This is a genomic window from Brucella sp. RRSP16 (genome assembly GCF_052246815.1).
Lineage (GTDB): Bacteria > Pseudomonadota > Alphaproteobacteria > Rhizobiales > Rhizobiaceae > Brucella > Brucella intermedia.
The window spans coordinates 305,994-328,800 of sequence record NZ_JBQQAM010000004.1; the positions used below are offsets into that span (position 1 = coordinate 305,994).

Genomic DNA, 22,807 nt, shown 5'->3' on the forward strand with positions numbered 1-22,807 from the left:
TTTGACGATGAGCGAACTGACCGCACTGACCATTGCCGAGGCGCGCGACAAGCTGAAGGCCAAAGCCATCACAGCGACCGAACTGACCGACGCCTATCTTTCAGCTATCGACTCTGCGAATGACACCATCAACGCTTACGTGAAGGTGACACACGATCAGGCGCGTTCGATGGCGAAGGCTTCGGATGAGCGCATCGCCAAGGGCGAGGCGGGCGCATTGGAAGGCATTCCGCTGGGCGTGAAGGACTTGTTTGCGACCAAGGGTGTGCATACGCAGGCCTGCTCCCACATTCTCGACGGTTTCAAGCCGGAATATGAATCGACCGTCACCGCCAATTTGTGGTCGGATGGCGCGGTTATGCTCGGCAAGCTCAATATGGACGAATTCGCCATGGGCTCGTCCAACGAAACGTCCTATTATGGCGCGGTCAAGAATCCATGGCGGGCCAAGGGTTCCAATGCCGACCTGGTACCGGGTGGTTCGTCGGGCGGTTCGGCTGCCGCGGTTGCAGCGCAGCTTTGCGCTGGCGCGACTGCAACCGACACAGGCGGCTCGATCCGTCAGCCAGCGGCTTTCACCGGCACGGTTGGCATCAAGCCGACTTATGGCCGCGTGTCGCGTTGGGGCACGGTGGCCTTCGCATCCTCGCTCGATCAGGCCGGGCCGATCGCCCGCGACGTGCGCGATGCGGCTATCCTGCTGAAATCGATGGCTTCGCTTGATCTCAAGGACACCACGTCCGTCGATCTGCCTGTTCCGGATTACGAAGCTGCCCTCGGCAAATCGCTCAAGGGCATGAAGATCGGCATTCCGAAGGAATATCGCGTCGATGGCATGCCTGGCGAAATCGAGGAACTCTGGCAGAAGGGCATTCAGTATCTGAAGGATGCTGGTGCGGAAATTGTCGATATTTCGCTGCCGCACACGAAATATGCGCTGGCCGCCTATTATATAGTCGCGCCTGCGGAGGCGTCCTCGAACCTCGCCCGTTATGACGGTGTGCGTTATGGTCTGCGTGTGCCAGGCAAGGACATTGCCGACATGTACGAACAGACCCGCGCGGCGGGCTTCGGCAAGGAAGTTAAGCGCCGCATCATGATTGGCACTTACGTTCTCTCGGCTGGCTATTACGATGCCTACTATCTGCGTGCGCAGAAGGTACGGACATTGATCAAGAAGGACTTCGAGGACGCATTCGCCAAGGGCGTCCACGCGATCCTGACGCCAGCGACGCCATCGGCTGCTTTTGGCCTAGCCGATGAGGATCTCGCCAACGATCCGGTAAAGATGTACCTCAATGACATCTTCACGGTGACTGTCAACATGGCCGGCCTGCCGGGCATTGCCGTGCCTGCGGGCGTCAATGACCACGGCCTGCCACTTGGCCTTCAGCTCATCGGACGCCCGTTCGAGGAAGAGACGCTGTTCCAGGCGGCACACGCCATCGAACAGGCAGCCGGACGGTTTACTCCGGCAAAATGGTGGTAAAATCCGATCTTCTTATTCGCCGGGGCTTCCCCGGCGAATTTGCTTCTATGGCCGCCTTGGCAGTCAGGGCGTGGCGGATTGCGGCTCGTGGCGTGGAACTTACCGCTGATCGGCAGCACGCGCTGGAAGCCAAATTCCTGCACGACCTTCAAGAGAATGCGGATGGTGTGTTGACTGCCGAAAAGGGCGGAACTATTGCGGGCTGGGGTGCGAGAGTGCCGCGAAGCAATTACATTTCCGACCTATGGGTCGATCCGCCCTGCCACGGGCAGGGAATTGGCGGACAGCTTCTTGATGCCCTGATGGCGCAACTCCTGTTCGACGGCTTCGATGAAGCAGTGATCGGGACGCATGCGGATAATCTCCCCGCGATCTATCTTTATGAAAAGGTTGGTTTCCGGATCGAGTGGCAGGGAGAGGAGTGGTCGGAAAGCTTCAGGAAACAGGTTGAAAAGGTGAGAATGCGCGCAAAGCTTTGAAGCCAGCTTGTCGCAACCATTGCCGAACGTTCTGTCGCGCCTATCCTTCTTGAGAGTGAATACACTAGGAGGAGGGCAAGCGATGTGGATCATGCTGACGGAAGTAAACGGGGAGAAGCTCGCCGTGAATTTCAATCATGTTTTGTGCTACAATACTTATGGAACCGGCACGCGTATTGTGACGCTGAGCACGGACCAGACATTCTTCGTCAAGGAATCGATTGAGGAAATTGAAGCCAAGCTCGGCATCGATGTGAAAGCTTGAAGCTTCATTTTAACAATGGCTTAAACAGTTTTATTGAAAAAGAGAATGAACGGCATCGCGCTTGCGGGTTGCCGTTCATGGGACGCGAGCAGTTCAGGCTTTCTGGAAACGTGCTCTAAATATCCAACTCTTCGACAAAAGCCGCACGGTCCTGAATGAAACGGAAACGAGCTTCCGGCTTGGTGCCCATCAGTTCATCGACCGTGTTGCGGGTTTCATCGACATATTCTTCGTCCACCTGGACACGCAAAAGCGTTCGCTTCTTAGGGTCCATGGTCGTTTCCTTGAGCTGTTCGGCGCGCATTTCGCCAAGGCCTTTGAAACGGCCTATTTCCACCTTGCCCCGTCCGGTAAACATGGTGCGCAGAAGCTCATCCTTATGCGCTTCATCACGCGCATAGGCGACCTTTCCGCCCTGGCTCAAGCGGAAAAGCGGAGGCACTGCCAGATAGAGGTGGCCGTTGCGGATCAGGTCCGGCATTTCCTGATAGAAGAATGTGATGAGCAGGGATGCAATATGCGCACCGTCGACGTCAGCATCGGTCATGACGATGACGCGATCATAGCGCAGATCGTCTTCCCGATAGTTCTTGCGTGTGCCGCAACCAAGAGCCTGAATGAGATCTGCAATCTGCTGGTTCGCCGTCAGCTTCTCGCGTCCTGCGCTGGCAACGTTCAGAATCTTGCCGCGCAACGGCAAAATGGCCTGGTTGGCGCGATTGCGTGCCTGCTTGGCCGAACCGCCTGCCGAGTCACCTTCGACGATGAACAGTTCCGCCCCGGCGGCCGCGTTCTGGGTGCAATCGGCGAGCTTGCCCGGCAGGCGCAGCTTGCGCGTCGCGCTTTTGCGGACAGTTTCCTTTTCCTGACGGCGGCGCAAACGCTCATCCGCGCGGTCGATCACCCATTCCAGGAGGCGGGACGCCTCCTGCGGAGAAGCCGTCAGCCAGTGATCGAACGGATCACGGATTGCATTTTCCACGATGCGCTGCGCTTCGACGGTGGCAAGCTTGTCCTTGGTCTGGCCGACAAATTCCGGCTCGCGGATGAAGACCGACAGCATTCCCGCCGCCGACACCATCACGTCGTCAGTGGTGATGATCGAGGCGCGTTTATTGTTGGTCAGTTCCGCATAGGCTTTCAGGCCGCGTGTCAGCGCAATGCGCAAGCCTGCCTCATGGGTGCCGCCATCGCCGGTTGGGATGGTGTTGCAATAGGAATGGACGAAACCGTCGCCGCCAAACCATGAAACGGCCCATTCAACCGCGCCGTGGCCACCCTGCTTTTCGGTCTTGCCTGCGAAAACCTCGCGCGTGACCTGATGTTCCTTGCCAAGCGATGCCTCGAGATAGTCTTTCAGGCCGCCGGGGAAGTGGAACACCGCCTTCTCCGGCGTTTCCTTCTTCGGGTCGAGGAGGGAAGGATCGCAGTTCCAGCGGATTTCAACCCCGCCGAACAGATAGGCCTTCGAGCGCGCCATGCGATAGAGACGATGCGGATCGAACTGCGCCGTTTTCCCGAAGATATCAGGGTCCGGGTGGAAACGGACACGGGTGCCGCGACGGTTATGCACTTCGCCGACATCTTCCAGTCCGCCCTGCGGAATACCGCGCGAGAAACGCTGCCGATAAAGACGGCGATTGCGCGCCACTTCCACTTCAAGCACGTCCGAAAGGGCATTCACCACCGAAACACCCACGCCATGCAGGCCGCCTGACGTTTCATAAGCCTTGCCGTCGAATTTGCCGCCAGCATGCAGCTTGGTCATGATGACTTCGAGCGTGGATTTTCCCGGCACCTGGGGATGTTCGTCCACTGGAATGCCGCGCCCATTGTCCGAAACGGTGACAAATCCGTCGGCGTCGAAACTGACTTCGATGAAATTGGCGTGTCCCGCCACCGCCTCGTCCATCGAGTTGTCGATGACTTCGGCGAAGAGGTGATGCAGCGCCTTTTCGTCCGTGCCGCCAATATACATGCCGGGGCGCAGGCGTACGGGTTCCAGACCCTCCAGAACACGGATGGACGAAGCATTATAGTCATCGCCTGCCGATGAAGCAGGCGGCGCCTTGGCGGTTACCGGCTTTGGAACAGAGAGCGACGGCGCTGCCACCGGCTGCGCAACAGGTTGCGGCGCCACAGGTTTTTCGCTCTGTCGCCCCTGTTCCTGTTCTCGGGCCCGGGCATTGTTGACCACTCTCGAGAAGAGATCGTTGCTATCGTCCATTTGTTCCGAAAAGCTCTCTATCTGAATTTCAGGAGGCCGCTGTCGAGCCTGCTCGCCAAAGACCGGAAAATACTGTTCGCGAATCACTTGAATGATGCCACGCGCGCTCGCGAAAGGCGACTAAAGTTCGCCTTACGTTCCGTTTGCGCACGGCTTTTTCAAAGGGTTTTGTCCAGAACGGAACTGATTTGCACCAGAAAGCGGTCGAAAGTCAAACAAGCGGGGCAATTCCGGTCAAATTGGATGGAAACGCTGCGGCAGTTCGCATAGAGCCATAGCGGGGACATTCCAGATACCGAGAGTTTGAAATGCAGAGCAGCGCGACAGGCGGCATGGAAGCGCACGTAAAAGGCATGGCGATCATGGTGCTCTCGGTGCTTCTGCTGCCGCTGATGGATGCCATCGGCAAGTGGCTCGCCATGGCAGACCATATGCCTCCGGCAACCGTGACCTTCATGCGCTTCTTCGTTCAGTGCTGGCTGATGTTCTTCATCCTGCTCATGGTCGGCGGCTTTGCAGCGTTGCGAACGCAGCATCTGGCAGGCAACCTCATTCGCGGTGCGCTGATGGGGTTTGGCGGGCTCTGCTTCTTTACGGCAGTCAAGTATATGCCGCTGGCCGATGCGATGGCCGTCTTCTTTGCCGAGCCTCTTATTCTGACGCTGTTTTCGGCCATTTTCCTGAAGGAGAAAGTGGGCTGGAGAAGATTCAGTGCTGTCGGTATCGGTCTCATCGGGACGATGATAGTAATCCAGCCGAGTTTCGAGATTTTCGGCGCGGTCTCGCTTCTGCCGCTCGCGACCGCCGTAACTTTTGCGATCTATCTCATTTTGAATCGCAAATACGGTGCGAAGGAAAGCCCGCTTGTCATGCAGTTTTATGCCGGTGTGGGCGGCTGGATGTTTGCGGGGCTCGCCATGATCTATGGAACTGCGGCGGGGCTTGGCGATCTGAGTTTCGGGCTGCCGCAGGGCATCCAGCCCTGGCTGCTCCTGCTGCTTCTTGGAACAATCGGCACTGTCAGTCACCTCATGGTCGTGCAGGCGTTCAAGCTCGCACCAGCATCCATGCTGGCGCCGTTCCAGTATCTTGAAATCGTCAATGCGGTTCTGGTTGGCCTGATAGTATTCGGCGATTTCCCGACGCCATCGAAATGGCTCGGTATCGCAATCATCGTCGGATCGGGTTTTTATGTTTTCATGCGCGAGCGCCGGGTGAAGGCCGACGCAGTGGCGTGAGCAGAACTATTTGAGCTGACGCGGACCGAATACCGTCTCGAACGCCTTTCCCAAAGCGACGTCCATGTCGCCCATCGTCACCGGCAAGCCCAGATCGACAAGGCTGGTAACGCCATGTTCGGAGATGCCGCAAGGCACGATGCCGGAATAATGGTTGAGATCCGGTTCGACATTGATGGCTATGCCGTGGAAGCTCACCCAGCGCCGCAGACGGATGCCGATAGCCGCGATCTTGTCTTCGCACATGCCGCCATTGGCCAGGCGGGGCTTTTCAGGCCGCGTTACCCATACGCCAACGCGATCCTCACGCCGTTCGCCTTTGATGTTGAACTCGGCCAGGCTCTCGATGATCCATTGTTCGAGCGCCGTCACGAAGGCACGCACATCCTCGCGGCGGCGTTTCAGGTCCAGCATCACATAGGCAACACGCTGGCCTGGCCCGTGATAGGTATATTCCCCGCCGCGCCCCGTGTTGAACACGGGCAGGCTGTCGGGCGCCAGCAGGTCGCTTGCATTGGCGCTTGTTCCTGCCGTGTAAAGCGAAGGATGTTCGACCAGCCATACGAGTTCGTTAGCGGTGCCTTCCCGAATGGCCTGCACACGCGCTTCCATGAAGGCAAGTGCTTCCTCGTAGTCCGTCAGCCCGTCTGCGACAACCCAGTCCACCGGCGGTGCATCTGCCTGTTGCGGCAGAAAACGCGTCTCCAGCGCGTTGCGCTCGCGCGGCTTTGGTGAGGCAATATCGGAAACGGGGGAAACGGAGCTATTCGTCATGATGGGAGCATATGGCGGTTTTGCAGCGTAATCGCCAGATGTCAAAATGCCTCTGCAATCAATCAATCGCGAGCGGTACTTCCTTTTCACAGCGATTGCGACCGGCTTGCTTGGCGCGATAGAGCGCCCGGTCAGCAGCGTTCACGAGGTGGCTGTAATCCGGATGACCATTGAATGCCGCAACACCGATGGACAGGGTGACAGACTGACGCGCGCCATCGGGTAGGTTCATAGGTTGTTGGGCTATCTGTCTGCGCAGTTCCTCGCCGATTGCAAATGCCTTGTCCTCGTCGGCTTCGACAAGCGCGACCAGAAATTCCTCGCCGCCATAGCGGAACACGAAATCGCTTGGGCGGCAGAGCGAAAGGATCGTTTCGGCCACCTGCTGAAGAACCGCATCGCCACTGCTGTGCCCGTAGGTGTCATTGATGTTCTTGAAGTGATCGATATCGATCATCAGAACGCTTAAATCCATTGCCTTTTGGGACGCCATGCGCACTTCGCGGGTCAGGATCGAGGGCATGAAACGACGATTGAGCGCGCGGGTCAGAGGATCGCGGCCCGTTTCCATGGCCGCAGCCGCCTGAAAAAGTTCGGATAGCAGAAACTTCACTTCCCCGATCTTTGTCTGGAACAGTGACAGGGAGGCAGCGAGTTCAGTCGGGTTATCTTTGCGGGCGCCGTTGATGGCCGGAAGGAGCACATTGTCTATATGTTCTACATTCCGGCGGATATTTTCCAGCGTCGAGGAATTGGAGAACATGAGATCGGCCTTATGCTGCAACCATAATCCGAAGTCCGAGCTGGCCAGCGTGTGAAGCGGGCTGTCGGGATTGCCATAGAGATTGAAAAGGAGCGACTGGCTCCATTCCATGAGTGCGGCACGTTGCGATTCTCGCTCAAGCGGAAAATCATGGCTCAGCGTAAAGGCCCGATAGGCTTCGTCGGTCTGGGCGCTTTCGCGCGCGTCTTTCACGAAGGACTGGCTCATGATTTCAATCGCAATGTCGATTGCATTGCTGACATGCACGATCAGACGCGCCAGACCCTCGCGTGTGGCAACTTCCAGCTTCAGCTGACGGACGATCTCGTTCTTGAGCAGGCGCGCGCCCTGCATGACGACATGGATCGGTACGTCGATGCGGGCGTGGACTTCGCCGACCTTGCGCTGCTCACGGATGAATGCGTCAACATCGCCGGCGTTCTCTCGAACATTTTCAGGAGCCAATCGCTCAGCGAGTTGTGCAGGCGCTCCTGGACCATTTTCTGGGACAGAAAAGTTGCCGCATCACGATTGCTCATCAGACGATCATAGAACACACCAACGAACTGCTCACGGTGCCGCCCGATCAGGTCGCGAAGGAAGAGCGAATCTTGCTCCGGCAAGCCGCCGACCAGTTCGATCCATTCGATCTGGGTCGTAACCAGACCGGTTTTCTCGCCCCTTATGGCGCCGATTTTAGAGGCCGAATGATCCATGTTCCTGCTCCTTGCGACAGCCGCAAAGCTCCGCCCGCTACCGGACGTGAACCGGCGCAGGATCGGCTTTGCGGATTGGAGATTCTGCAGCTCTTCCCTTGCTTCAAGGGATAGCATGCGAATTCAATTGGCTTCTGATATCCAGATTCTCTTAAAAATACCCCAGCAAAATTGCAGGTGGTGTGCGGCGTCCCGTTTGATGGGGCGGGGTCGAGATTGATAGCTCGCCGTAAGATTAAGTGACTTTACCACTCGCCTGTCTGACCTAGGTATTTGTGGGCAAGATATTCCAATTCTGGACAGCTCTGAAAAGGAAAATGGAATGAAATTCAAGTTGGTTTCTGCGGCTCTCGCGCTTTTCGCGCTAACTGCTGTTGCTGAAGCGGCCACGCCTGTTGCTCCGGCCGCACTACCGGCTGTCGGTGCCCATGGCGCTGGTTCTGCCATTCAGGTTGATTATCGCTGCCCTCGTGGTGCGGTTCGTACGCGAAGCGGTCGCTGCGTCTGGGATCGCCGCTGGCGCGATGACCGTCGCGGGTGGGATCGTCATTCACCCCGCTATTATCGCGAACGCGACCGTGCTCGCTGGCGCCATGATCGCCACCGTCATCGTGACCGCGTATATATCGAGCCGCGCCGTCGCGGCCCGCACAACTAAAGAAGAAAAGAGCAGCGTTTTCGCTGCTCATTTTCATCAGACGGACTCAGCCTGCGAACGTGAAATGCCCTCGAGTTGCGGAAACACATCCGCTGTCATGGGAGCGAGGACATCAATTACCAGTCCGCCCGGCGCGAAGTCGATATCGCATTTTGCCTTCAACTCGCCTGCGAGAACGGAGTAGAGCAGCCGCTGGCCAAAGCCTCGCCGGGCAGGACGTTCGACTGGAGGTCCGCCGCTTTCGATCCAGCGCATATGAAGTTTCTGCTCGCCCTGCCTTTGAACGACATTCCAGTCGAATTGGACGGTGCCGCTTTCGTTGGACAGCGCGCCGTATTTCACCGCGTTGGTTGCCAGTTCATACAGGCCCAGTGAAAGGGAGACGGTTACCCGGTCGCTCACCACCAGTGCCGGACCATGGGTACGGATTCGATGACCGAACGTGCTGTTGAAAGGGGCAAGCGCGGTGTCGCAGATCTGGTTGATCGTGGTGCCCGTCCAGTCCTCACGCAGCAGCATGTCGTGGGCCTGGCTAAGTGCGCGCAGCCGCTCGCTGAACAACTCGTTCGCGGTCTGCGGATCGGTGGCGTTCCGCAAGGTCTGGTTGGCGATGGATTGCACCATCGCCATCGAGTTCTTGAACCGATGTGAAATTTCGCGGGTGACCAAAGCCTTGTCAGCTTCGGCTTTCTTGCGCTCCGTGACGTCGATGACGATACCCAGAAGCGTCGGTGACTTGCCCGTCAGTGCCTTGGCTCGGGTTTCAACCCAGCGCACCTGACCCAGCCTGTTCGTGATGCGATATTCCATCCGGAAAGACTTGCCGGTCGCGAAAGATTCCTGCGACCGCTGGATCAGTGCAATCCGGTCTTCCAGCACCACCATTTCGATGATCTTGTCATAGTTGACCGGCTCATCCGGCGTCAGCCCGAAAATACGCCTGTATTCCGATGAACAGCTGATTTCGCCCGTATGATAATCCCGCGTCCAGAAGCCAACATTCGCCACTTCGATGATATATTGCAGCTGATCGTTGCTGCGCTCTTTTTCAAGCGAAAGCGTTTCGCGTTCTTTTTCCAGCTCGACCAGCTTGCCGAGTTCCAGGGTCACATCGAGCTGTGATGAAACGAAGTGATGGAGTTCGCCTGCTTCGGTCTTGACAGGGGAGATGTGAAGCCGGTTCCAGAATGGTTCGCCTGACTTCTTGTAATTGAGAATATCGATATCGATCGACTGTTCCGTTTCGATTGCCGCGCGGATCATCTCGACATGTTTCGGGTCCGTGCCGGGGCCTTGCAGGAAACGGCAATTCTTCCCAATGATTTCATCGGCTTCATAGCCTGTCAGGTTCTGGAAGGCCTTGTTGGCAAAGACGATGGGGTTATCGGGCAGGCGGGGATTGGTGATGAGCATCGGCATGGGCGTCAGTTGAACTGCCGCCGTGAAAGGATCCGCTTCCTGGGAAAAAGATGTTCCCAAAATTTTTACGGACGGCCCTGCTTTTGTTGCCAATGCAAACCCCACTCCCTGAAAACGCTTACAAGCTGCCCTACTTCACGCAAGTTATCCGATTGTCTCGCAATTTGCTAACGAAAATAATGGAATAGCGAGAACCAATTGTCGTCTCCTCCGTTAGAAGCCGCATGAAACATGCCGCGTTGCGGGGAGAAAACAGGGAGCCGGCAGATTTTCCCCGCAACGTTCAGCGGACATTCATAAACAGACGGCAATGATGGCATCATTGAAATGGAGAAGCACAGGATGAACACCTTCAAAAAGATGATGGTCGGCCTTGTCGGTGCGAGCTTTTTGATCGGCGCGATAGTCCCGGTCTCGGCTGCGCCCGTCATGCCAACTGCGCCTGCGGCGAGCAACGAGCATGTTCAACAGGTTCGGGATGACCGCTGGCGTCGCGGACCGGGCCATGGGCACTGGGGCGGCTATCGGCCGGGGCCTCGTCCGGGCTGGCATGGCCGGCCATACCGCCCGGGGCCGGGTTACTGGAATGGTTATCGCGGTGACCGCTATTATCGCCACGGCTATCGCCGGCATAATGACGGTTGGTGGTATCCGCTCGCTGCGTTCGGCGCCGGTGCAATCATCGGTGGTGCGATTGCCGCTCCGCCGCCACCGCCCCCGCCAGTCTATCGCGCACCGGCTTATGGTTACAGCAATTCACATGTACAGTGGTGCTATAATCGTTATCGCTCATATAGGGCCTCGGATAATACTTTTCAGCCGTATAACGGCCCCCGCCAGCAGTGTTATTCGCCATATTGATAGTTGAAAACTGCTGAACACAATGAAGCCGCCCTTCAAGGGCGGCTTTGTTTTTGTGGACTAGCTTCATCATCTGTACCACCAGTAATTGTCATTCACGGCGGTGCACCCTAAAAGGCGGTCGGGGTGAGTTCCGGCAGCGCGCTTGTTGAAAAGCTTTCGGTTCCCCTCTGTTACAACAGAGCGCCAAAGGAGACAGGATGCGCGCGATTTTACCCAAAGCAATAGCCGGTGTAATTTTACTCGGTATATTGAGCGTAGTACTTGGTTCCTGGTACACGATTGATGAAGGCGAGCGTGGCGTTGTTTTGCGCTACGGTGCTGTTTCCGGCGTTGCACAACCCGGCCTCGGTTTCAAAATTCCGGTGATCGATTCTATCGTACGAATATCGGTGCAATCCAAAGCTGCGATCTATAACAGCATGGAAGCCTATAGCCGCGACCAGCAACCAGCCACGATGAACCTGTCGGTCAACTATCGCATTCCGCCAGACCGCGTGGAAGAAGTCTACGCGACCTATGGCGGTGAAGACGGGCTCCTGTCCCGCCTTGTAGAGCGGCGCGTTTTCGAGGAAAGCAAGACGGTTTTCGGCAAATTCAATGCCGTGGAGGCTATTCAGGAACGAAGCCGTCTCAATCAGGAAATTGCGCAGGCCATTCAGAACAGTGTGCGCGGTCCGGTTATCATCGACACGGTGCAGATCGAGAATATCGACTTTTCGGACTCTTATGAGCAGTCCATCGAACAGCGCATGTTGGCCGAAGTTGAAGTGCAGCGGCTTCGTCAGAATGCAGAGCGCGAAAAGGTGCAGGCTGAAATCACCGTGACGCAGGCAAAAGCGCAGGCAGATGCTCGCCGCGCCGAAGCAGAGGCGCAGGCGGATGCCGTTCGTCTTCAGGCGGAAGCCGAGGCTGACGCGATCAGGCTGAAGGGCGAGGCGGAGGCAACCGCCATCAAGGCGCGTGGCGATGCACTTCGCGACAATCCGGGTCTCGTTGCATTGACGCAGGCCGAGAAATGGGATGGTCAACTGCCGACCACAATGCTGCCCAACGGAGCGATTCCGATGCTGAATCTGAACAGTTCCCAGACGCCGCAGAAATCGCCCGATTACTGACCGGTGAATAAAGAACAGCGGGGCTCCGACTATCCGGTGGGGCGCGCATCCTGTTGAATGGGTTTCACGCCTTTCGGGATGCGCTCTTATCCGCCGCGCTGTTCATAGCCCTCGATGTTTGTCCCATCCATTTTCTGGCGCAGATACTGCTTGAGCCTTGCGATATTGTGCGCATCCCAGCCAGTTACGCCGGTAACTTCCAGCCACGCGTCGACATAGTGCTCAGGAGCATATACATGCCCGTGCCCGATCGGTGTGGCCGTTCCAAAGGCCATGTCGAGGGCGAGTTGAAGCATGGTTACCACCGGATACCATCGCAGATCGGGTGACACATCGGGCCCGCGCGGTGCCTGCATCCAATCAGGCTGGCGGTAGAAGGACAGCGTGTCGAAGAAAGTGACCGGGTCGCTGGCATATTGCAGATAAACCACACGCATTGGGCCCCACCGCGTTCCATTTCCCGGGGCTTCACCATACTGGTTCATGAAACGCGCAAAGGAGCCGTCCCTGAACACCGGCAACCATTCCGGCGTTCCCGGATTTCGCCGTCTGGTCATGGCTTTCCAGTCGCGGCTGGGGAAAGGAGGGCCGCTCCATAGCGCGCCGTTGATGGGGTCATCAAGCATTTCGAAAAGCTCGGACGAAATTTCCGAGTTCATCGCACCGAGGCTCAAGCCATAAAGATACAGGCGAGGTCGGCTGTCCCGCGGCAGGTTTTTCCAGTAGTTGTAGACGGCGATGAACAACGCCCGCGATGCTTCCGCTCCATATTCGGGCTGAAAGAGCAGCGACAATGGGCTGGAAAGATAGGAATACTGCACGGCGACGCTGGCCACATCACCATGGTGCAGAAACTCAAGACCGTCCATTGCTGCAGGGTCAACCCATCCTGTTCCGGTGGGCGTGATGACGACCAGTACCGAACGGTCAAAGCCGCGTTGCCGCTTCAGCTCTTCCAGTGCAAGCTCCGCGCGTTGTTCCGGCGTGTCGGCGACTTGCAGACCCGCATAGACCCGTATGGGGTCGATTGCCCTTTCTCCGGTCATCGCCGTGATGTCGGAAGCGGCAGGGCCCGAGGAGACAAATTCGCGTCCAGCCCGCCCAAGTTCGTTCCAATGCAAAAGCGAGGCAGCACTGCCGGTTTTGCCCGGTGCCGTCGGTTGTGGGCGATCCGGCTCGATCAGAGCGTCGTACTCGCGAAAGGAACGATCCAGAACCCTGAACGCGGACTGGATGAGCAGCCCGTTGGCAATCGTCCAGACAAGGATCACGGTAATCGTGACGCCGAGGACGTTGGCTACCCGGCGAGGCATGACGAGTTGCACTTTCCCGGAGACGAATCGCCCTAGCCGGATGAGAAGGCGAACAAGTACCAACAGAATGAGGAATGTCAGTACTGCCAAAGCCGAAACGCTCATCGGATAGGCGCTGGGCACCGGTTCCATGTCCATGACGGCTCGAACCGAATTCTGCCAGCTTGCCGCAAAATAAAGGGCTACGACAGCCACCGCGAGACAGACCACGCCGACGGCAAGATTGGCTCTGCTGCGCAGGCGGTCTTGGGGTTCGGGCAATTCCAGGTAATGCCAGAGCCAGCGCCATAGCACGCCAATGCCATAACCTGATCCGAACGCGACGCCACCGAGAATGCCCTGCATGACGTAGGTGCGTGGAACGAGGCTCGGCGTGAGCGCCGCAGCAAAAAACAGGGTGCCTAGCGCTATGCCAACGCCGGATAAGGAGCGCCGGAAATGGAAGAATGCCTTGGTGGTCAGAGACATGAAATACCGTGCCGTTAGTTCATTCCGATGAAGCTAGGGCAGAACCTGTTAATTTGGTGAAAATGGCACGAGGCTGGCTGTTTGGATGTAGTCGCCCTTCGCCGCTCCAGCAGCTCTTGTCATTTCAGGCGCCACTTCCAACAAATTAACAGGTCCCGACCCTAGCTGTAGCATGGCCACGCGGCAAGGTCCGGCCCGGAAGGCCCGGCAGTCGTCGTTCTATCACCATACGGTTCAGAATCGCTGTTCTGTTGAAGCTGCTAAGCCCTCAGAAAAACGTGAAAATGACCTATTTACCGGCATCTGGAAGCTGTTGCGCGAGATAGAGTATCCCTGACCTGTTATTTTTTTGAATTTATGTTGGAGAAACCTGACTTTATGGTGTTGACCAATCCGTAAGCCACCCTTATGTTCCGCCGCACTTCCGGGGGCGATTTGCTCCAACAGGGAGCGCGTAGCTCAGCCGGTAGAGCAACTGACTTTTAATCAGTAGGTCCAGGGTTCGAATCCCTGCGCGCTCACCAACACATTCAAATACTTAGATGTCACCGTTTGATCCCCGATTTGCGGTTGGGCGATTTTTTATACCTGATCTCTGGCGATGACCTGTCGGCGGCCTATCAACTGGCTGGTCGCGGCGGCAATCCGGCACGGCTGCGCATCTTTTCCAGAAGGCTGGCGGCAATCGGCTCATAATTTTCATCGAAATGGTGGCCGCCAGCCAGTTTCATGACTTCCATGCCCTTCAGTTCCGGAGCAGTGCAGGCGGTATCCTCTTCTTCCTGTCCATAGACACAGACGACCCGGTCGAGCGGGATTGTCGAAATGGCCGGAATGACGTCCTTGTCACCATCCATTCCGAGCCAGCCTTCAATCGAAACCTGAAATGTGGTCGTCGTTTCGACCCCGAGAAGGCCGATCATTTTCGTCCGGTCCTGTATGGCCGCAGGCAGGTATTTCCAGGCAAACGGAAATGTATCAGCGCCAAACGAATAGCCGAGAACAGCTACCGGCAATTTATTTGTCGGATCAGCTTTTTTGATCATCGCCGTCGTGTCGTTGGCGATTTCCTCCGGCGTGCGTTCCGACCAGAAATAGCGTAGCGAATCCACGCCGATCACGTGGACGCCGTGTGCCTGCAGCCACTCGCCGATGGATTTGTCGAGGTCGCGCCAGCCACCATCACCGGAATAGAAGACCGCAATCATATCGGCCTTTCCGTCCTTCGCAGGAAGGTCGACGATCGGCAGGGCTTCGTTCTTGGCGTCCTGATCCGCCATGGCCACGACATTGTCGACAGCCATTTTGAGTCTTGCCGGAAATGCAGGAGCAGATTGAAGCACGGCTAAATTTTCCTGCCGGGCAGTAACGGGATTATTCGTCGGTGATCCGGCCGGCCCGATCACCAGGGCAGGGGCGGGAATTGCCACATTGAACCCATAGGTGAAGCCTCCATCCGGGGCCTTGGTTGCTGCGGCTTTTTCCGTGCAAGAAGGAAGACGGGTCCTGGCAGGAACCGGATCAAGCGCGACAGCGCCTGCAATCGTTGCATCCGGAGAATCCGAGGCCGCCGCATAAGCGATGGTCGCGCCTTGTCCGACACCCGTCAGGACGGGGTGAAAATAGACCCCGAGATCCAGCCCGCGCAAGGCTTCCTTGGCGATGGCTTCGAAATCGGAGTCCAGATAGTTGCATTCGCCGCCCTCCTTATCGAGCGCCGCGCGCCACGGACCAAGCTCGACCGGCAGAACGATCATATTCCGGGCAAGCATGGCATCCATGAATTGTTTTTCCCGGTCGCCTATGCCGCCGTCATCACTCAGCAGGATGGCAAGTCCGACAGGATCGTTCTCTGGCATATAGACAGGAATGTTGGACAGTCTTTCGGCACTGGCATGGATAACCGGCTCGTCGGAATCGATGACTTTTGTCCAGAGCCGCGCGATTTTACCAGTATGCATTGTGCCGTACACGCCCGCTGCTGCCACCAGCGCCAATCCGAGCACAATAAAGAGAACGCGTCTTTTCGTCATTTGCGGATGAACTCCAGTGGGCTGCCATTGATGAGGGTCGTGGCATCGAGAAGGGCGCGCGGCGTCTCAAGGCCGCCCGGGCAAACCATGTAATGCGGCGTCCAGACAGGATCGAATTTTTCCTTGAAGGCTTTCAATCCGCCAAAGTGATAGAGATCGGCGCCGCGCTTGTAGATGAACGAGCCGAAGCGGTTCCAACGGGAGGCCAGCCTGCTGCCGCTCAGGCCCGATAGCGGGGCGGCGCCCAGGTTGAACCACTTGTAGCCTTCTTCCTTGCCGGCCATCAGCAGCTTCGCGAAAAGCGCGTCCATAAGGAGCTTATGCACATTCGGCATGTAGCGCATGAGGTCGACAGTGATTTCATATTTGTCCGCGCCGCGCCATATGTTGGCAAAAGCCACGATTTCTCCGTCGCGTTTCAGCACTGCAACGTCAAAGCGTTTCATATATTCTTCATCGAAATATCCGAGCGAAAACCCTTTCTCGCTGCCCGACTTGAAATCCAGCCAGGCATCCGAAATCTCCTGCAGGCGTGGGATGAGCGGAGGCACATCGGCGGACGGAATGATTTCAAACGTCAGTCCATCCTTGTCGATCTTTCTGTCGGCATAGCGGAACGGCTGGCGACGCGGTCCTTCCAGCGAGAATTCGGCGAGATCAACGCGGGCGACTTCACCGAGTTTCAGGGCGACAAGGCCCATATCCAGAAACAGGGGCAGGCTTTGCGGACCAACACCGTAAAATACGGTGCGCAGGGCAAGCTTGTCGGCCAGCCCGTGAAAGGACCATGCAAGCTCTTTGCCGGTTTGTTCATTACCGATGGGTTCGCCAAGCGCGATCAGACTGCCCCCGGACTGGGAATACATGATGAAGGAGCTGTTGTCGGGGGCCAGAAGAAATTGCTTGTCGCCAAGCAGCGCCAGGGCGGCATCCGTGTGCGGCCATTGGGCGACGAGGGCGGGCACGGCGGGGGGTATTGAATAATCCACCTTTCGCCTGCGATGACCGTTCCGGTTGATGATGGAGTAAAGGCCAACTGCGGCGACCACGGCAAAGACCAACACGGTTGCCCGCAGGAAGCGTGGGGCATTGCCGTTCCAGGCGAAATCCCACCAGAGCGTGTTGGAATATTCCACGTGGCGATAAACGAAAAATCCAAGCCATGTGGAAACGAGCACAGTTGTGCCGACGGTCGCGATCCAGTTCCAGCTCAGGTCAAACGGCCCCGAAATAGGGCGGCGATAGAACGAATCCCGGAACCCCCACAGTGTGAAAGCGAAAAGACAGAGAGTAATGGCTTCTTCCCAGTCGAGACCTTTTGCCAGAGAAAAGGCCGCGCCGCAGAGAAGCAGGATTTGCGCAGCCACCCATGCTCGCGCAAGCCTCTTTGAGAGACCGCGAGCAACGATGAGCAGCGCCACGCCGACCAGACTGGCGGCGAGGTGCGACATTTCCATGAAGGATTCCGGAACGATGTCGGAGAGCACTTCGACGCGGTAGCGAAGGTCCGGCGTGGCCCCGGAAACGAGAAGCATGATCCCGCCCAGAAAGATGATGCTGGCAGACAGACCGGGGACGAGCGGCTCGACCAGCCGCTTGGCGAAGCGTGCCTGCTTGCCGAGCATATGGCGGCGGCGCATGATCTCCCATATGAGAATGCCTGCGGTCGCCACGACAAGCGGCATAATCGTATAGATAAGCCGGTAGGCGAGAAGCGCCGCAATCGCATCCGGTTTTCCGCCAAGGCCGAGACCTGCAATAATTGTCGCTTCAAAGGCGCCGAGGCCGCCGGGCGCATGGCTGGCAATGCCCAGCACGATGGCGATCACATAGACGAGTGCGAAAACGGCGAAGCTAGGCACAGCATCGGCGGGCATGAGGACATAGAGCGTAGCCGCTGCGGCGCCCACATCCACGAGCCCGGCAAATATCTGGAGCAGCGCTCCCTTTGAGTTGGGCAGGCGCAGGCTGAATGAGCCTATCGTGAAACTGCGCTGCCCATGCGACAGCCAGTAGATCAGCCAGCCGATACCGCCCAGAATAGCGATGCCGGCAACGATATCGATGCGGGAATCGATGGCAGAGAGCCAGGGAACATCCCGTGGATCGATGAGAAGAGCGGCGCCCACCATTATGATCAGCGCGAACCAGATCGCGAACCATGACGTGCCGACGATCTTGCCGATGTCAGCAAGACTCACGCCCTCCGCGGCATAGATGCGATAACGCAGGGCACCGCCGGTCAGCAGGGAAAAGCCAAGCGCGTTGGAAATCGCGTAGCCAGCGGCGCCTGCAACGGCTGCAAGGCGGCGCGGTATCTGGTTTGGCGCGATCGTATCGACGGCCACGACATCGTAAAGTGCGACAGCGGCATAGCTCAGAGCCGTGAAAAACACTGCCAGCGCAAGCGTTGCCCACGATATATTATGCAGTGCGGCGAGCGTTTCCGTGCGCGATGTATGCTGGAGAAGATTCTCCAGCACATAGATTGCAAGCAACGCAATGGCGATACCGGCTATCGGAAACAGAAAATGTTGGTAGCGGGTGAACCAGCCATGATGTCTTGCTGACGTTTCGGATGGCATGGAAGGCACTTCGTCATCATCAATAAGGCTCATAGGAACATCGTCCGGTTGGAGCAACATATATAAATTGCGCAATGATCTCGATTTAGGGCGAACTTGTGTTCGAGCGAGATGCCGCATTGAAAATATTCAAAGTAGAGCAGAAGTTGGTCTATATAAGCCTGCGGTTGGGTCAGGCTGCAAGTGATTTGATGAATTGAAAGAGGTCTTGGTGCTCGATATTTCATACATGACCGCTGCCGGAGCCGGTGCGTTGTCTTTTCTGTCACCCTGCGTTCTTCCGCTTGTGCCGCCTTATCTGTGCTATATGGCTGGCGTGAGCGTCGAGGATTTCCGTGCAGAGAAGGCGACAACCGTTGCAGCAGCGCCTTCGGCGCGCCGTTCGCTGGCGTTTGCCGCAATTTGCTTTGTTCTCGGTTTTACCACTGTTTTTGTGGCGCTTGGCGCTGGCGCCTCTTCGATTGGCGCCTTCCTGCGCGCCTGGCAGCAGGAAATTGCAATCGTCGCGGGCGTGGTCATCATATTGATGGGATTGAACTTCCTCGGCGTCCTGCGCCTGTCGTTCCTGTCTCGCGAAGCCCGGTTCCAGGCCCGCAACGCTCCGGCGTCGCCGCTCGGAGCCTATGTCATGGGGCTGGCATTTGCATTTGGCTGGACGCCATGCATCGGGCCAGTTCTTGGGCCGATCCTGACGCTTGCGGGCGGTAGCAGCACGGTGGGCGAGGGTGCGCTGTTGCTGGCAACCTATTCGCTTGGCCTTGGCATTCCTTTTTTGATCGCCGCCCTTTTTTCCGGCGCATTCATGCGGTTTCTTTCGCGTTTCCGGGTGCATCTGGGCAAGGTGGAGAAAGCGATGGGCGCGCTTTTGGTGGTAGCAGGAGTTTTGTTCCTGACGGGCGGCATGCAATCATTCTCGTACTGGATGCTTGAAACCTTTCCTGCACTTGGGCAAATCGAAGGTCTTTTCCTGAAGACTGGCGCGTAAGTTTTCATAGACGCTTTGATGTTATGAGCGAAGATCATCTCAATTTTCTGGACGACACAATGACAGACCGTACCTGCCTTTCCATCGTGCTAGCTGCTGGCGAAGGCACACGCATGAAATCCAGCCTGCCCAAAGTGTTGCATCAGGTGGCGGGATTGCCGCTGGTTTCGCACGTGGTCAAGGCCGTTCAGGGCACCGGCAAAAGCGATGTTGCGCTGGTCGTGGGGCGCGGCGCCGACGAAGTGCGCGCGGCGGTGGAAAAGAATGCAGGGCCTGTCTCGGCCTTCGAGCAGAAGGAACGTCTCGGTACAGCGCATGCAGTTCTGGCCGCGCGCGAGGCAATCGAACGCGGTTATGATGATCTGCTTATCGTTTTTGGTGATACGCCGCTGATCGAGGCACAATCCCTGCAAAAGGCCCGCGAGCGGCTGGCCGGAGGCGCAGACGTTGTCGTTATCGGTTTCCGCCCGGAGAATCCGCACGGCTATGGCCGTCTGATCGAAGAGGGCGACAAGCTTGTCGCCATCGTTGAAGAAAAGGAAGCAAGCGAAGCGCAGAAGCAGATCGGTTTCTGCAATGGCGGGCTGATGGCTGTCCGTGGCCAACATGCTCTGGCGCTTCTGGATGCCGTCGATAATAACAACGCCAAGGGCGAATATTATCTGACCGATATTGTCGCCATCGCCCATGGCAGGGACATGAATGTGACGGCCATCGAAGTGCCGGTCGATAATGTCATCGGCATCAACAATCGTGTCGAACTGGCTGAAGCCGAAGCCATCTGGCAGGATCGCAAGCGCCGCGAGATGATGCTGGCAGGCGTGACGCTTATTGCGCCCGGAACCGTGTTCTTCTCGCATGACACGCTGATCGAGGCCGACGTTATTGTTGAGCCGAATGTATTCTTCGGCCCGCATGTGCATGTTGCGTCGGGAGCCTTGATACATTCCTTCTCGCATCTGGAAGGTGCGGAGGTCGGTCCCAAGGCAGAGATCGGGCCGTTTGCCCGCCTGCGCCCCGGTGCAAATCTGGGAGAAAAGACCAAGGTCGGCAATTTCTGCGAAGTGAAGAATGCCACCTTGCATAAAGGCGCGAAAATCAATCACCTGACCTATATCGGCGACGCGATAGTCGGCGCATCGAGCAATATCGGCGCGGGCACCATCACCTGCAATTACGACGGGTACAACAAGTACAAGACGGTGATCGGCGAAAACGCGTTCGTCGGCTCGAACAGTTCTCTGGTTGCGCCGGTAGAAATCGGCGACAATGCCTATATCGCATCGGGCAGCACGATTACCGACAATGTTCCTGCCGATGCGCTGGCCTTCGGTCGTGCCCGGCAGGAAACGAAGGAAGGCCGGGGGAAAATCCTGCGAGAGAAGTATGCCGCCATCAAAGCGGCTAAAACCGCGGCGAAATAAATCGTCCAATAGCTTAAGTGAGCGGCAATCCATTGGGTTGCCGTTCTGCGTTAGAATCTTTAAACCGCGAAACATTACGTCTCGACGTCGGATCTGGAGCAGCCCATGTGTGGAATTATCGGCATTATCGGAAATAACGAAGTCGCTCCGCTTCTCGTGGATGCACTGAAGCGGCTTGAATATCGCGGCTACGATTCTGCCGGTATCGCCACCTTGCAGAACGGCAAGCTCGATCGCCGCCGTGCCGAAGGCAAGCTGGTCAATCTGGAGAAGCGACTGGCTGGAGAACCGCTTCCTGGTGTCATCGGTATTGGCCATACCCGCTGGGCGACGCACGGCAAGCCTGTGGAGCGTAACGCCCATCCGCACATCACCGAGCGCCTTGCGGTTGTTCATAACGGCATCATCGAGAATTTCGCCGAACTTCGCGCCATGCTTGAGGCGGAAGGCTACAAGTTCCAGACCGAAACCGACACTGAAGCTGTCGCGCATCTTGTGACCCGCGAACTGGCAAAGGGCAAGTCTCCGGTCGAGGCTGTCCGCGACAGCCTGCCGATGCTGCATGGCGCTTTCGCGCTTGCTTTCCTGTTCGAGGGCGACGAAGAGCTTTTGATCGGCGCTCGCCAGGGGCCGCCGCTTGCCGTCGGTTATGGCGAAGGTGAAATGTTCCTCGGTTCGGATGCCATCGCCCTTTCGCCTTTCACGGATACCATCGCCTATCTCGAAGATGGCGATTGGGCCGTTCTGACGCGCAAGGGTGTGACCGTTTACGACGAGAACAACAGCGAAGTCGAGCGGCCGATCCAGAAGACGCAGACGGCTAACATGCTTGTCTCCAAGGGCAATCATCGTCACTTCATGCAGAAAGAGATGTTCGAGCAGCCGGAAGTGATCTCTCACACGCTGGCGAACTATCTCGACTTCACCACCGGCAAGGTGCGTCAGGAAGCAATCGGCATCGATTTCAGCAAGATCGACCGCCTGACGATATCTGCCTGCGGCACGGCTTATTATGCTGCGTCCGTCGGCAAATACTGGTTCGAGCAGATTGCGCGCCTGCCGGTCGATAGCGATATCGCGTCTGAATTCCGTTATCGCGAAATGCCGCTTTCGAAAGATTCGCTGGCGATGTTCGTATCGCAGTCCGGCGAAACGGCTGATACGCTGGCATCGCTGCGCTACTGCAAATCGCAGGGGCTGAAAATCGCCGCTGTCGTCAACGTGACGGGCTCGACCATTGCGCGTGAATCCGATGCCGTTTTCCCGACGCTTGCCGGGCCGGAAATCGGGGTTGCCTCGACCAAGGCCTTTACCTGCCAGCTCTCGGCCATGGCCTCGCTTGTTATCGCGGCTGCGAAATCGCGTGGCGCAATCGATGACAAGCGCGAACAGGAACTGGTGCGCCAGCTTTCCGAAGCGCCGCGTTTCATCAATCAGGTTCTGAAGCTGGAAGACCAGATCGCCGCAGTCTGCCATGAACTGGCCAAGGTCAATCATGTGCTTTATCTCGGTCGCGGCACTTCCTTCCCGCTTGCCATGGAAGGCGCGCTGAAGCTCAAGGAAATTTCCTATATCCACGCCGAAGGCTACGCCGCCGGTGAGTTGAAGCACGGCCCAATTGCGCTGATCGATGAAACCATGCCGGTAATCGTCATCGCGCCGTCGGATCGCCTTTTTGAGAAGACCGTTTCCAACATGCAGGAAGTGGCGGCGCGCGGGGGTCGGATCATTCTTATCACCGACAAAAAAGGCGCAGAAGCTGCCAGCATCGACACGATGGCAACCATCGTTCTGCCGGACGTTCCGGAATTCATCACTCCGCTTGTCTATGCGCTGCCGATCCAGATGCTGGCCTATCACACCGCTGTTCTGATGGGCACCGATGTCGACCAGCCGCGCAATCTGGCGAAGTCGGTGACTGTCGAGTAATCGGGAAAAGCAGCTGTTACGGCTTTTATAAAGCGTTGAAGGTGATTTCACTCCCCAATGCCT

General features: G+C 57.2%; 19 protein-coding genes and 1 tRNA gene. 12 read left to right on the plus strand and 8 right to left on the minus strand.

Annotated features, from left to right (window positions below):
- Positions 1 to 7 precede the first annotated feature (7 nt).
- From gatA to ACS5UA_RS08920, 3 genes are all read left to right on the plus strand, one after another.
- The gene (gene gatA / locus ACS5UA_RS08910) at positions 8 to 1,489 is read left to right on the plus strand and encodes an Asp-tRNA(Asn)/Glu-tRNA(Gln) amidotransferase subunit GatA (RefSeq protein ID WP_006471388.1); all 1,482 of its coding nucleotides are present in this window, start codon (positions 8 to 10) and stop codon (positions 1,487 to 1,489) included.
- Positions 1,490 to 1,536: 47 nt separating this feature from the next.
- The gene (locus ACS5UA_RS08915) at positions 1,537 to 1,968 is read left to right on the plus strand and encodes a GNAT family N-acetyltransferase (RefSeq protein ID WP_235691677.1); all 432 of its coding nucleotides are present in this window, start codon (positions 1,537 to 1,539) and stop codon (positions 1,966 to 1,968) included.
- A gap of 82 nt (positions 1,969 to 2,050) precedes the next feature.
- Complete coding sequence (locus tag ACS5UA_RS08920; RefSeq protein ID WP_006471387.1) at positions 2,051 to 2,233, plus strand: hypothetical protein; 183 nt, start codon at positions 2,051 to 2,053, stop codon at positions 2,231 to 2,233.
- A 115-nt stretch (positions 2,234 to 2,348) separates the two neighbouring features.
- Here the strand turns inward: ACS5UA_RS08920 and parE are convergent, their stop codons facing one another.
- Positions 2,349 to 4,460 (minus strand): DNA topoisomerase IV subunit B, encoded by a 2,112-nt coding sequence (gene parE / locus ACS5UA_RS08925; RefSeq protein WP_006471386.1) that lies wholly within the window; start codon positions 4,458 to 4,460, stop codon positions 2,349 to 2,351.
- A 308-nt stretch (positions 4,461 to 4,768) separates the two neighbouring features.
- Between parE and ACS5UA_RS08930 the strand changes: the two genes are divergently transcribed.
- On the plus strand, positions 4,769 to 5,698 hold the full coding sequence (locus ACS5UA_RS08930) for a DMT family transporter (RefSeq protein ID WP_006468924.1): 930 nt from the start codon (positions 4,769 to 4,771) through the stop codon (positions 5,696 to 5,698).
- Between the two features lie 6 nt (positions 5,699 to 5,704).
- Here ACS5UA_RS08930 and lipB read toward each other — a convergent pair whose 3' ends face one another.
- From lipB to ACS5UA_RS08945, 3 genes are read right to left on the minus strand one after another with little or no spacing between them, the layout of a single operon-like run.
- Entirely contained in the window at positions 5,705 to 6,472 is a 768-nt protein-coding gene (gene lipB / locus ACS5UA_RS08935) for a lipoyl(octanoyl) transferase LipB (RefSeq protein ID WP_050791023.1), read from the minus strand.
- Positions 6,473 to 6,530: 58 nt separating this feature from the next.
- Positions 6,531 to 7,652 (minus strand): diguanylate cyclase, encoded by a 1,122-nt coding sequence (locus tag ACS5UA_RS08940; RefSeq protein ID WP_443101271.1) that lies wholly within the window; start codon positions 7,650 to 7,652, stop codon positions 6,531 to 6,533.
- Positions 7,544 to 7,774, minus strand: coding sequence for a hypothetical protein (locus tag ACS5UA_RS08945; RefSeq protein ID WP_443101272.1), 231 nt, complete (start codon positions 7,772 to 7,774; stop codon positions 7,544 to 7,546). The genes ACS5UA_RS08940 and ACS5UA_RS08945 overlap by 109 nt, the downstream gene beginning before the upstream one ends.
- Between ACS5UA_RS08945 and ACS5UA_RS08950 the strand changes: the two genes are divergently transcribed.
- Both ACS5UA_RS08950 and ACS5UA_RS08955 read left to right on the plus strand, forming a co-directional pair.
- Positions 7,715 to 8,065 (plus strand): hypothetical protein, encoded by a 351-nt coding sequence (locus ACS5UA_RS08950; protein ID WP_443101273.1) that lies wholly within the window; start codon positions 7,715 to 7,717, stop codon positions 8,063 to 8,065. The two genes, ACS5UA_RS08945 and ACS5UA_RS08950, sit on opposite strands and share 60 nt — an antisense overlap.
- Positions 8,066 to 8,273: 208 nt before the next feature.
- Complete coding sequence (locus ACS5UA_RS08955; protein ID WP_006468922.1) at positions 8,274 to 8,609, plus strand: hypothetical protein; 336 nt, start codon at positions 8,274 to 8,276, stop codon at positions 8,607 to 8,609.
- 36 nt (positions 8,610 to 8,645) lie between these two features.
- On the opposite strand, the gene ACS5UA_RS08960 is transcribed toward ACS5UA_RS08955, so the two are convergent.
- Complete coding sequence (locus ACS5UA_RS08960; protein WP_036565014.1) at positions 8,646 to 10,088, minus strand: PAS domain S-box protein; 1,443 nt, start codon at positions 10,086 to 10,088, stop codon at positions 8,646 to 8,648.
- A gap of 282 nt (positions 10,089 to 10,370) precedes the next feature.
- Between ACS5UA_RS08960 and ACS5UA_RS08965 the strand changes: the two genes are divergently transcribed.
- Both ACS5UA_RS08965 and ACS5UA_RS08970 read left to right on the plus strand, forming a co-directional pair.
- Positions 10,371 to 10,889 carry a BA14K family protein gene (locus ACS5UA_RS08965; protein WP_006471381.1) on the plus strand — a complete coding sequence of 173 codons (519 nt, stop codon included), beginning with the start codon at positions 10,371 to 10,373 and terminating at the stop codon, positions 10,887 to 10,889.
- Positions 10,890 to 11,089: 200 nt separating this feature from the next.
- On the plus strand, positions 11,090 to 12,007 hold the full coding sequence (locus ACS5UA_RS08970) for a prohibitin family protein (RefSeq protein WP_006468919.1): 918 nt from the start codon (positions 11,090 to 11,092) through the stop codon (positions 12,005 to 12,007).
- 86 nt (positions 12,008 to 12,093) lie between these two features.
- Here ACS5UA_RS08970 and ACS5UA_RS08975 read toward each other — a convergent pair whose 3' ends face one another.
- Positions 12,094 to 13,788, minus strand: coding sequence for an alpha/beta hydrolase (locus ACS5UA_RS08975; RefSeq protein WP_006468918.1), 1,695 nt, complete (start codon positions 13,786 to 13,788; stop codon positions 12,094 to 12,096).
- Between the two features lie 448 nt (positions 13,789 to 14,236).
- Between ACS5UA_RS08975 and ACS5UA_RS08980 the strand changes: the two genes are divergently transcribed.
- A tRNA-Lys gene (locus tag ACS5UA_RS08980) sits at positions 14,237 to 14,312 on the plus strand.
- 96 nt (positions 14,313 to 14,408) lie between these two features.
- Here ACS5UA_RS08980 and ACS5UA_RS08985 read toward each other — a convergent pair.
- Positions 14,409 to 15,821 (minus strand): AcvB/VirJ family lysyl-phosphatidylglycerol hydrolase, encoded by a 1,413-nt coding sequence (locus ACS5UA_RS08985; RefSeq protein ID WP_021586020.1) that lies wholly within the window; start codon positions 15,819 to 15,821, stop codon positions 14,409 to 14,411.
- Entirely contained in the window at positions 15,818 to 18,439 is a 2,622-nt protein-coding gene (gene mprF, locus ACS5UA_RS08990; RefSeq protein ID WP_031346387.1) for a bifunctional lysylphosphatidylglycerol flippase/synthetase MprF, read from the minus strand. Before mprF ends, ACS5UA_RS08985 begins: the two co-directional genes overlap by 4 nt.
- A gap of 178 nt (positions 18,440 to 18,617) precedes the next feature.
- Between mprF and ACS5UA_RS08995 the strand changes: the two genes are divergently transcribed.
- From ACS5UA_RS08995 to glmS, 3 genes are all read left to right on the plus strand, one after another.
- The gene (locus ACS5UA_RS08995; RefSeq protein WP_025090207.1) at positions 18,618 to 19,391 is read left to right on the plus strand and encodes a cytochrome c biogenesis CcdA family protein; all 774 of its coding nucleotides are present in this window, start codon (positions 18,618 to 18,620) and stop codon (positions 19,389 to 19,391) included.
- Between the two features lie 59 nt (positions 19,392 to 19,450).
- Positions 19,451 to 20,815 carry a bifunctional UDP-N-acetylglucosamine diphosphorylase/glucosamine-1-phosphate N-acetyltransferase GlmU gene (gene glmU, locus ACS5UA_RS09000; RefSeq protein ID WP_031346386.1) on the plus strand — a complete coding sequence of 455 codons (1,365 nt, stop codon included), beginning with the start codon at positions 19,451 to 19,453 and terminating at the stop codon, positions 20,813 to 20,815.
- A 105-nt stretch (positions 20,816 to 20,920) separates the two neighbouring features.
- The gene (glmS, locus tag ACS5UA_RS09005; RefSeq protein WP_006468912.1) at positions 20,921 to 22,744 is read left to right on the plus strand and encodes a glutamine--fructose-6-phosphate transaminase (isomerizing); all 1,824 of its coding nucleotides are present in this window, start codon (positions 20,921 to 20,923) and stop codon (positions 22,742 to 22,744) included.
- Positions 22,745 to 22,807: the final 63 nt, after the last annotated feature.